Below are 10,758 nucleotides of genomic sequence, written 5' to 3' on the forward strand. Positions count from 1 at the left end.
ACCGGGTGAACGATCCGGGCGCGATGGCTTCGCGCGATCACTCCCTCAGCCACTCAGTCGGTTCGAAACACTGGCGGCAGCGTCCCAGGAAGTTCGCCCAGGCTCGGCGCGCGGAACGCCGGTTGGCGCATGCGCATCAATCCGAGAGAGCAGAAGCGGAAGACGATCCTTCGTCTCGCCCCCTGATGGCTGAACGGGAAATTTTCCTTGAAACCAAGTCCCGTGCAGGCGGTTAACGACGCGAATTCAATGATTTCGAAGGAGTTACCTGCATGCTGAAGAGAACCGGAACCGCATTCGCCGCCACGCTTCTTCTCGCTGGCACCGCCTTTGCTCAGACCGCGATGACGGAAGTCACCGACGACGTGACCGTCGCGCCGCTGAACATGACGGTCGATCAGATCGACGACATGGACGTCTATGATGCGAGCGGCACGAAGGTTGGTGAGGTCGACGATGTTCTGGGCTCCGACGCGCAGACCCCGACCCATCTGGAAGTCAGCTTCGACGACGATGACGGAAGCACCTATCCCGACCGCGACGACGTGCTGGTTCCGCTCTCCGACTTCTCGGTCACCAACGACCAGCTGACGGTCGGAGTCTCGGCGGAGGATGTCCAGACCCTCCCGACCCGCAACGACTGATCGTTTCAGACGAACCTGATCTGAGAGGGATGGGAGCAAGGCTCCCGTCCCTTTTTTCCTTCGAAAGGCCGATCGATTGCCAGTGCCCGACAAAGGGCGGATGCCGACCGACGCCGACGACTTCGGCCGCTCAAGCGGCCTCGGTGCGCTGCAGCTCCGTCTCGACGGCCGCGATGGCCTCACTGGCCTTGTCTGCGTCCGGTCCGCCCGCCTGGGCCATGTCCGGTCGACCGCCGCCGCCCTTGCCGCCAATCGCGAGACTTGCGGCCTTGACGAGGGACACCGCGTCGAAACGCTCGGTCAGGTCCTCGGTCACGCCGACGACGACCGACACCTTGCCGTCCGCAACGCCGGCAAACGCGACCACGCCCGAGCCGAGGCCCGCTTTGGCTTCGTCGACGAGCCCTTTCAAGTCACGGCCCGAAACACCTTCGAGGACACGGCCCAGATAGGCGATGCCGGCGACGGTCCGCGCTTCGGGGGCAGCGCCCGTTCCGCCCTCACCCGCCATTGCGAGCCTCTTTCGCGCCTCGGCGAGTTCGCGTTCGAAACGGCGGCGCTCTTCGACCACCGCTTCGAGGCGGGCCAGCGCATCCTCGGGCGATGCCTTCAGCAGCGAAGCCATCTTTCTGACCCGTGCGTCCTGTTCGCGCAGATAATCCCGCGCCGCCTCGCCCGTTAGAGCCTCGATGCGGCGCACCCCCGAGGCGACAGCGCTTTCGCCGACCACATGGACCAGTCCGATCTCACCGGTGGCCGCGACATGGGTGCCGCCGCACAGTTCGACGGAATAGGCCTTGCCGGCCTTCTCGCCCTCGATCGCGGTGCCCATGGACACGACGCGGACCTCGTCCCCGTATTTCTCCCCGAACAACGCCATCGCGCCCGAGGCGATCGCATCGTCGACCGCCATCAGACGGGTCTCGACCGGCGCGTTCTGCCGAATGACGCCATTGGCGAGACGCTCGACGGCTTCGATCTCGGAACGATCGAGAGGCTTGGGATGGGAGAAGTCGAAGCGCAGCCGCTCCGGACCCACCATGGAGCCCTTCTGCGCCACGTGGCTGCCGAGAACTTCCCGCAGGCCCTCATGCAGGAGGTGGGTCGCGGAGTGATTGGCCCGGATCTTCGAGCGGCGACGGTGTTCCACCTTGAGATCGAGCGCATCGCCGACCGAGATGCTTCCGGACTCCACGATGCCGCGGTGAACGAAGAGGCCATCGGCGAGCTTCTGCGTATCCTGAATGGCGATCACGGTGCCGCCGCGCGTCATGCGACCCGTGTCCCCGAGCTGTCCGCCGGACTCGCCGTAGAACGGGGTCTGGTTGACGACCACGAAGATCTCGTCACCTTCGCTCGCCGCGTCGACCTCCGCGCCATCCTTCACGAGAGCGGCAACGGAAGCGCTCGCCTCCTCCGTGTCGTAGCCGAGGAACTCGGTCGCGCCGACACGCTCGCGGATCGGAAACCAGACCTTCTCGGTCGCAGCCTCACCCGAGCCGACCCAGCTCTTGCGCGCCTCCGCCTTCTGGCGAGCCATCGCCGTATTGAAGGCGTCGAGGTCGACCGCGATGCCGCGCTGGCGCAGGGCATCCTGGGTCAGGTCCAGGGGGAAGCCATAGGTATCGTAGAGCTTGAACGCGGTTTCGCCCGACAGCTTCTGGCCGGCATCCATGCCCTCGGTGGCATCGGCAAGAAGCGACAGACCACGGTCGAGCGTCTGGAGGAACCGCCTCTCCTCGAGCTTCAGCGTCTCGGAGATGAGCGCCTCGCCCCGTCCGAGCTCGGGATAGGCACGGCCCATCTCGCCGACGAGAGTGGGGAGCAGCTTGAAGAGAACGGGTTCCCTGGCGCCTAGGAGACGGGCATGGCGCATCGCCCGGCGCATGATGCGCCGCAAGACGTAGCCGCGCCCCTCGTTCGACGGCAGGACGCCGTCGGCAATGAGGAAGGCCGCCGAACGCAGATGATCGGCGATGACCCGGTGGCTGGCGGTCTGGTTGCCTTCGGCGCGCGAGCCGATCGTGTTCTCGACGGCCTCGATCAGGATCCTGAAGAGATCGATGTCGTAATTGTCGTGAACGCCCTGAAGGACGGCCGCGATGCGCTCGAGACCCATGCCGGTATCGATCGAAGGACGGGGCAGATCGACGCGCTCGCCGCCCGCCATCTGCTCGTACTGCATGAAGACGAGATTCCAGATCTCGATGAAACGGTCGCCGTCCTCGTCCGGGCTCCCCGGAGGCCCTCCGGGAATGCCCTCGCCGTGATCGTAGAAGATCTCGGAACACGGACCGCAGGGGCCGGTCTCGCCCATGGTCCAGAAATTGTCGGAGGTTCCGATCCGGATGATGCGATCGTCCGACAGTCCGGCGATCTTCCTCCAGAGCGCCGCCGCCTCGTCGTCGTCGGCATAGACCGTGACGAGAAGCTTGTCCTTCGGCAGGCCGAATTCCTTGGTGATCAACGTCCAGGCGAGCTCGATCGCCCGGTCCTTGAAATAGTCGCCGAACGAGAAGTTGCCGAGCATCTCGAAGAAGGTGTGATGCCGTGCGGTATAACCGACATTATCGAGATCGTTGTGCTTGCCGCCGGCCCGCACGCATTTCTGCGAGGTCGCGGCGGTTGAATAGGGCCGCTTCTCCTCGCCCGTGAAGACGTTCTTGAACTGGACCATGCCCGCGTTCACGAACATCAGCGTCGGATCGTTGCGCGGAACGAGAGGCGAGGAGGACACCTTCTCATGCCCGTTCTTCGCGAAGTAGTCCAGAAACGCGGACCGGATTTCGTTGACGCCGCTCATTGCCGCAACCTTTGGAGAATCAGCCTGGGGAGCGGGCATGCGAAGGATTCTCCGCACCCCGCTCGTTCCGCGTCGTTCTACAAAGCCCGATTGCCGCTGTAAATCGAGAGGCCGATCTTACCGGCGCGAACGCAGGATCAATCCTCGCTCGCCGTGTCCTCGGCTCCATCATCGAGCAGCTTTTCAGCGAGAATGCCGGCATTCTGTCGGATCGACTGCTCGATCTCCTGAGCCGCCGCCGGATTGTCGCGCAGGAACTGCTTGGCGTTCTCGCGGCCCTGCCCGAGGCGCTGGCTGTTATAGGAGAACCAGGCACCGGACTTCTCGACGATGCCGGACTTGACGCCGAGATCGATGAGCTCGCCCATCTTGGAGACGCCTTCGCCGTACATGATGTCGAACTCGACCTGCTTGAAGGGCGGCGCGAGCTTGTTCTTGACGACCTTCACCTTGGTCTGGTTGCCGGTCACTTCGTCGCGATCCTTGATCGAGCCGATCCGGCGGATATCGAGGCGGACGGACGCATAGAACTTCAGGGCGTTGCCGCCGGTCGTGGTCTCGGGCGAGCCGAACATCACGCCGATCTTCATGCGGATCTGGTTGATGAAGATGACCATGCACTTGGAACGGGAGATCGAGCCCGTCAGCTTGCGCAGGGCCTGGCTCATCAGGCGAGCCTGCATGCCCGGCAGGGAATCGCCCATCTCGCCCTCGATTTCGGCGCGCGGCGTGAGCGCGGCGACGGAATCGACGACCAGCACGTCGATCGCACCCGAGCGGACGAGCGTATCGACGATTTCGAGGGCCTGTTCGCCCGTATCGGGCTGCGAGACCAGGAGGTTTTCCAGATCGACACCCAGCTTGCGGGCATAGATAGGATCGAGCGCGTGCTCGGCGTCCACGAAGGCGCAGATGCCGCCCTTCTTCTGGGCTTCCGCGATGGTGTGGAGAGCGAGCGTCGTCTTGCCCGAGCTTTCCGGACCGTAGACTTCGATCACGCGGCCCTTCGGCAGACCGCCGATGCCGAGCGCGATGTCGAGCCCCAGCGAACCGGTCGATACGGTCTCGACCTCGATGCTCTGATTGTTCTGACCGAGCTTCATGATCGAACCCTTGCCGAAGGCACGTTCGATCTGAGAGAGAGCGGCGTCCAGCGCCTTGGTCTTATCCACGGAGTTTTCCTCGACGAGCCTGAGGGCATTCTGGGCCATGATGATCCGCTCCTTAATGCATTCGGCGCACCGCGCGCAACGCTGTCAGGAGCCAGATCTACGTACCCTTTTTGTTCTCGTCAAGGTGGATGTTTTCATTTTGTTCCGCGCGGGATAGGCGCCCCGGGGCCGACGCGATGGCTGACCGCCCGCGAGCTTCGAACATCCCATGCGACAGGTGCCGCTCATGCGGATCGCTCGAATAGCGCTCTCGCGTCGCTCCAACCGAAGAGGGCGCGGCGATGTGTCCGGCAGCGGCCGGTCCCCGCGTAAAACCTGCGTCCCGGTCGCCTCGTCACATATCGGCCCCGGTCCCTCAGTCCTCGCTTTCGAGCATCTGCTTGACCGTCATCGCCAGTTCCTTCTGGGTGAAGGGCTTGGAGAGGAAGCCGAACTTCTCGCCCTCCGGAAGGTTCTTGGCGAAGGCTTCCTCGGCATAGCCCGACACGAAGATGAACTTCATCTCGGGACGCTTCTTGCGCATCTCGCGAAGCAGGGTGGGCCCGTCCATTTCGGGCATGACCACGTCGGAGACGACGAGGTCGATCTTGCCGTCGAGCTCTTCCAGAACGTCGAGCGCGTCGAGCCCTGAATCGGCCTCGTGAACGTCGTAGCCCTTCATCTTCAGCGCGCGCACGCTTCCTGCCCGCACATAGTCCTCGTCCTCGACGAGAAGGATGGTGGCGCTGCCCGAAAGGTCCATCTTCTCGACGGCTTCGACGGCGCCGACCTTCGGCGCGACGCCGAGCTGGGGCTCGGGAACGAAACGCGGCAGGAAGATGCGGAACACCGTTCCCTTGCCCTCGGTCGAGTCCACGAAGATGAAGCCGTTGGACTGCTTGATGATGCCGTAGACCATGGAGAGGCCGAGGCCTGTCCCCTTGCCGATCTCCTTGGTGGTGAAGAACGGCTCGAAGATCCGCTCTGCGATTTCGGGCGGCATGCCGGTGCCGGTATCGGACACTTCGACGAGGACGTATTCCGCGGTGCCCAGTTCGCCGTAGCCGAAAGCGGCGACCTCGTGGTCCTCCACGTTCCGGGTGGCAATGGTGATGGTTCCGCCATCGGGCATCGCATCACGGGCATTGCCGACGAGATTGGTGATCACCTGCTCGAACTGGCCGATATCGGCCATCACCGGCCACAGGTCGCGGGCGTGGCGGCGCTCGAGGCGGGTCCGGTCGCCCGCGATCCGCTTCAGGAGGAGGTCGAGATCGGCGACGACGTCGGTGAGGCTCAGCATTTTCGGCCGCATGGTCTGGCGGCGCGAATAGGCGAGAAGCTGGCGCACCAGCGAGGCGGCGCGATTGGCGCTCTGCTTGATGAGGAGCAGGTCCTGGAAGGACGGATCGCCGGGCTTCTGGTTCATCAGGAGGAAGTCCACCGACGCCGTGATGACGGTGAGGACGTTGTTGAAGTCGTGCGCGATGCCGCCGGCGAGATTGCCGACCGCCTGCATCTTCTGCGCCTTGGCGAACTGGTCTTCCAGGGCGCGCTGTTCGGTGGTGTCGACGGCGAAGAGGATGATCGCTTCGTCCTCGGCGCTCTCGCGGTCGGGGAACACGTTGAGATAGACGCGGGCCGAGCGCGGCCGTTCGCCTTTGACGGTCACGTCGACGGGCGCGATCTCGGCAGCGCCGGCTGACGCCGCACGAAGCCGCTCGCGCATGCGCTCGGCGCTCTCGTCGTTCAGGAGATCCAGGAAGGCGACCGCATGCTGGGATGCCCGATCGCCGAAGATGCGCGCGAAAGACGGGTTCGACTGCTTGGTCTCGAACCCTTCGTTCAGCGTGGCGATCCCCATGGGCGCTGCGTTGAAGAACCGGTTGAGACGCGCACCCGCAGCCTCCGAATGGGTGCGCTCGCCCGGATTGTCGTTGAGGACGATGGTTCGCAGGCCCTGGCTTCCATCGCGCTCGCGCGCCTTCTGCACGATCATGCGCACCGGCAGAACACGGCCCCTTCTGGTCGTCAGATCGACCTCGATCGTCCGGGACTCGCCTTCGCCGATCGATCCGATGCGGCCCATCACGCCGGCGCGCACGGATTTGGGCAGGAAATCGTCGAGCGCCGTTCGCCCGGGCTCAAAATCGCCGAGATCGGTATCCAGCCAGTTGGCGAGCGTCGCGTTGAGATAGGTCAGATCGAAATCGGAATCGGTGGCGAAGAAGCCGACCGGCGCCTTGTCCAGATAGTCGATCGCATCCTGCAGCGAGCGGAAGGAGGCTTCCTCCTGGCGGCGGTCGGCCGTGATGTCCGCGATCTGCCAGGCTTCCAGCTTGCCGCTCGGCGAGGAAATCGGCCGAACCGAAACGCGGTACCAGCGCGCATGGCCGTCCTCGCCCGAAAGCGGGGTATCGAGCCGGAATTCGCGGCGCCCGCCGGTTCCCTCCCGCGCCGCCTTCGCGAGCCAGTAGACGTCCTCGGCGACGGCCGGATGGCGCGCCAGCATCTGCACCGGCGTCTGGACCGAGGAGCCGCTCGCGTTTCCGATCAGCCGGCCATAGGCCTGGTTGGCATAGTGCACCGCGCCTTTCGCATCGACGAAGACGGTGCCCTGATTGGCACCATCGAGGAAGCTGCGCGCGGCAGCGCCTTCATCCGCCCGGCCTCCGATGGCGAGGAGACCCAGGGCGAATCCGAAAAGGCAGATGACGCCGATCACCGCGACGACGGCGAAGACCGCGAGCAGAGCGAGGCGCCCGTGCAGGTTGCCGAACAGCGCAAGGCTCGCCGCCGCCAGGATGAGGCAGCCGCCGAGGAGCAGAAGACGCCGCACATTGCCCGCTCGCTCCGTACGATCGACGAGAGGCTTGTCGAACGTATCTGCCATCGTATTCATGTCCTCGCATGCTCCGCGCCGCACGGGCTATCTTGAATCATCGCGGATCGAGTTGCGAGCCTGCCGGTGGTGCCGGGGCTGTCTCGATGGCGGGATGTGGCTTTTATGCCGGCCAAGATAGTGTAGTTTTCCGCAATCGTCCCTGGAGGACGCGATCCGGACCTTGCCCGAAGCTTTGGCCGACAGGCTCAAGGCCCGCCGGCGTCCCTTCTCCCGTCCGTGCAATCGAGGCTCGCTCATGCCGAACTGGTTCGCCGAACTCGCTGGCGAGACCTTCGCCCCGCTTCTCTGGGTCGTCTTCGTCGCGGCCTCGGTCTGCGCGCTCGCCGTCGTCGTTCTCCTGCTCGCGCGGCGCACCCAGGCAGGCGGATCGCTGCTTTCGGTCGCGCGGGTGCAGCGGCCGCGCCTCGCAGTCGTCGAGACGATCGGCATCGGCGAACGCCGACGGCTCGTCCTCGTGCGACACGACGACAAGGAACATCTTCTGATGCTGGGGGGACATACCGATCTGGTGGTCGCTTCCGGCCTCTCCGGACCGGAGCGTAGCGGGGCGGACGAGACCGCCGGCTCACCCGCGCCGGCGCTTCAGGGGGCCACGGGCATGGGCACCGCGCGCACGGCCTGATCGATTACCCGTCTCGGCCGATCGCGGCCGGACGATCATGAATTGCCGTCCTTGGGCAGAAGGCCGAAATCGTCCTCGACCTCTAGGAAAGGGAAGAGCGGCACCTCCCGAAGCCGCTCGACCGTCATGTCGAATACCGGCCGGCATGTTTGCCGGGCCGGGCCGCAGACTATTCGTCGCGGTAGATCTTTTCGCGCCGTTCGTGGCGCTCCTGGGCTTCCAGGGAGAGCGTCGCGATCGGGCGGGCGTCGAGCCGCTTGAGCGCGATCGGCTCCCCGGTCTCCTCGCAATAGCCGTAGGTGCCCTCGTCGATCCGCTGAAGCGCGGCATCGATCTTGCCCACCAGCTTGCGCTGGCGGTCGCGGGCCCGCAACTCGATCGAGCGATCGGTCTCCGAAGAGGCCCGATCGGCCGCATCGGCCTGATTCGGATTGCCGTTCGCCAGCGCTTCGAGCGTCTCCTTCGACTCGCGAAGGATATCGGCCTTCCAGAGCTGAAGCTTGCGCCTGAAATACTCTTTCTGCCGATCGTTCATGAACGACCCTTCCTCCGAGAGTGCGGTCGAAAGATCAAGCGTTTCACTCATACGGTCCTCCATCGCCGAGCGTCCGGCTTATAACGTTCCGAAAACACCGAAACAAGCGCGTCGCTGCCGCAGCCTGGGTTCAAAAGATATCGCCGCTGATAGCACATCGCGGGCTCCGTCACGCGACAAATACCGATGCATCTTTAGGCACGAATCCCAAATTCCGGGCGGCCCGACGGTCCAGAATGCGCCCGTCCCGAAAGCCAGTCGGCGCCCCTCGCCGCCCTCCTTCTAGGACACTTCCCTTGACCGGAACTCGCCCTTAGAAACACCCACACTAGATCCACCCTTCACGACGTCCTTCCGACAGTCTAACGAGTGACGACAGAACCATGCCCCGCTACAATTCCGTTCTCGATGCGATCGGCAACACGCCGCTCATCCGCCTGAACCGTGCGTCCGAAGAAACGGGCTGCGAGATCTACGGCAAGGCGGAGTTCCTCAATCCCGGCCAGTCGGTGAAGGACCGGGCCGGGCTCTTCATCATTCGCGATGCCGAGGAAAAGGGCCTGCTCGAGCCGGGCGGGATCATCGTGGAGGGAACCGCCGGCAATACCGGCATCGGGCTGTCGCTCGTCGCCGACGCTCTCGGCTATCGCACGGTGATCGTCATCCCGGAGACCCAGAGCGAGGAAAAGAAGGACGCGCTGCGGCTGATGGGCGCCGAACTCGTCGAGGTGCCGGCCGTTCCCTACAAGAACCCGAACAACTACGTGAAGCTCTCCGGACGCCTCGCCGAACAGCTGGCCAAGAGCCATCCGGCCGGCGCCATCTGGGCGAACCAGTTCGACAACGTGGCCAATCGCGACGGCCACGTGGTGACGACCGCCGAGGAGATCTGGCACGACACGGGCGGCGAGATCGACGGCTTCATCTGCGCCGTCGGCACCGGCGGCACCCTTGCGGGAACCGCACTCGGCCTGCGCCGTCATTCCGGCCGCATCAAGATCGGCATCGCTGACCCGATGGGTGCGGCGCTCTACAACTACTACAAGCACGGGGAGATGAAGTCGGAGGGATCCTCGATCACCGAGGGGATCGGACAGGGCCGGGTGACGGCCAATCTCGAAGGGTTCGAGCCGGATTTCGCCTATCAGATCACCGACGAGGAAGCGATGCGGATCGTCTTCGATCTCGTCACTGAAGAGGGTCTCTGCCTCGGCGGATCGTCCGGCATCAACATCGCCGGCGCCAAGCGCCTCGCCCGCGATCTCGGACCCGGCCATACGATCGTGACGATCCTGTGCGACTACGGCAATCGCTATCAATCCAAGATGTTCAATCCGGACTTCCTGCGCGAGAAGAACCTTCCGATCCCCGAATGGATCGGCAAGACGCCCTCCTTCGACGTGCCCTTCCTGCCGGCCGACTGAGGCGGACCGATCGCCTATCAGGACGGGTCCTGCAGAAGGACCCGTCGAGTTTCGGGAAGAGACGGCTCGCCGCCTCGCCGGAACGCCGTCAGTCGGCGGCGGGCCCACGAGACAGCGCGGCGACGCCCGTGCGGCAGATCTCGACGAGGCCGAGCGGCTCCATGATCGCGACGAAGCGATCGATCTTCGAGGGACGGCCGACGATCTCGAACACGAAATGCTCGATCGAGGAGTCGACGACGCGGGCCCTGAAGATGTCCGCGAGACGCAGGGCCTCGACGCGCCTGTCGCCCTTCCCCGCCACCTTGATGATCGCAAGCTCGCGCTGGATCGGCTGACCGGCCTCACTGACGGAGCCGTCGCGCGTCAGATCGATCACGCGATGGACAGGGACGATGCGGTCGAGCTGGCTCTTCAGCTGCTCGATCACATGCGGAAAGCCGCGCGTGACGATGGTGATGCGCGAGACGTGGCGCTCGTGCTCCGTCTCCGAAACGGTGAGGCTCTCGATGTTGTAGCCGCGGCCGGAGAACAGGCCGATCACCCGGGCGAGGACGCCGGGCTCGTTGTCGACGATGACCGAGAGGGTGCGCGTCTGCGTATCCTCCGCTTCGGGCGTTATGAAATAGGCCGAGGCGGGCGGCTGGACGGGCTGTGTCATCGCGAAACTCTGT

General features: G+C 64.6%; 8 protein-coding genes. 3 read left to right on the forward strand and 5 right to left on the reverse strand.

Annotated elements, in window-relative coordinates; translation table 11 throughout:
- Positions 1 to 272: 272 nt before the first annotated feature.
- Positions 273 to 644, forward strand: coding sequence for a PRC-barrel domain-containing protein (locus DYI37_RS16185; protein ID WP_116684309.1), 372 nt, complete (start codon positions 273 to 275; stop codon positions 642 to 644).
- A 130-nt stretch (positions 645 to 774) separates the two neighbouring features.
- Here the strand turns inward: DYI37_RS16185 and alaS are convergent, their stop codons facing one another.
- The 3 genes from alaS to cckA form a co-directional block, all read right to left on the reverse strand.
- Positions 775 to 3,447, reverse strand: coding sequence for an alanine--tRNA ligase (gene alaS / locus DYI37_RS16190; RefSeq protein ID WP_116684310.1), 2,673 nt, complete (start codon positions 3,445 to 3,447; stop codon positions 775 to 777).
- A 137-nt stretch (positions 3,448 to 3,584) separates the two neighbouring features.
- The gene (gene recA / locus DYI37_RS16195) at positions 3,585 to 4,658 is read right to left on the reverse strand and encodes a recombinase RecA (RefSeq protein ID WP_116684311.1); all 1,074 of its coding nucleotides are present in this window, start codon (positions 4,656 to 4,658) and stop codon (positions 3,585 to 3,587) included.
- A gap of 316 nt (positions 4,659 to 4,974) precedes the next feature.
- Complete coding sequence (cckA, locus tag DYI37_RS16200) at positions 4,975 to 7,491, reverse strand: cell cycle histidine kinase CckA (RefSeq protein ID WP_342634948.1); 2,517 nt, start codon at positions 7,489 to 7,491, stop codon at positions 4,975 to 4,977.
- A 247-nt stretch (positions 7,492 to 7,738) separates the two neighbouring features.
- Between cckA and DYI37_RS16205 the strand changes: the two genes are divergently transcribed.
- Complete coding sequence (locus DYI37_RS16205; RefSeq protein ID WP_116684313.1) at positions 7,739 to 8,125, forward strand: flagellar biosynthetic protein FliO; 387 nt, start codon at positions 7,739 to 7,741, stop codon at positions 8,123 to 8,125.
- Between the two features lie 169 nt (positions 8,126 to 8,294).
- On the opposite strand, the gene dksA is transcribed toward DYI37_RS16205, so the two are convergent.
- A complete protein-coding gene (dksA, locus tag DYI37_RS16210; protein WP_116684416.1) occupies positions 8,295 to 8,711 on the reverse strand; it encodes an RNA polymerase-binding protein DksA in 417 nt (138 codons plus the stop codon).
- 332 nt (positions 8,712 to 9,043) lie between these two features.
- On the opposite strand from dksA, the gene DYI37_RS16215 reads away from it, so the two are divergent.
- Complete coding sequence (locus DYI37_RS16215) at positions 9,044 to 10,084, forward strand: cysteine synthase A (protein ID WP_116684314.1); 1,041 nt, start codon at positions 9,044 to 9,046, stop codon at positions 10,082 to 10,084.
- An 88-nt stretch (positions 10,085 to 10,172) separates the two neighbouring features.
- Here DYI37_RS16215 and ilvN read toward each other — a convergent pair whose 3' ends face one another.
- Entirely contained in the window at positions 10,173 to 10,745 is a 573-nt protein-coding gene (gene ilvN / locus DYI37_RS16220) for an acetolactate synthase small subunit (RefSeq protein ID WP_116684315.1), read from the reverse strand.
- Between the last annotated feature and the right edge of the window lie 13 nt (positions 10,746 to 10,758).

The organism is Fulvimarina endophytica (assembly GCF_003403015.1).
Taxonomy (GTDB): domain Bacteria; phylum Pseudomonadota; class Alphaproteobacteria; order Rhizobiales; family Rhizobiaceae; genus Fulvimarina; species Fulvimarina endophytica.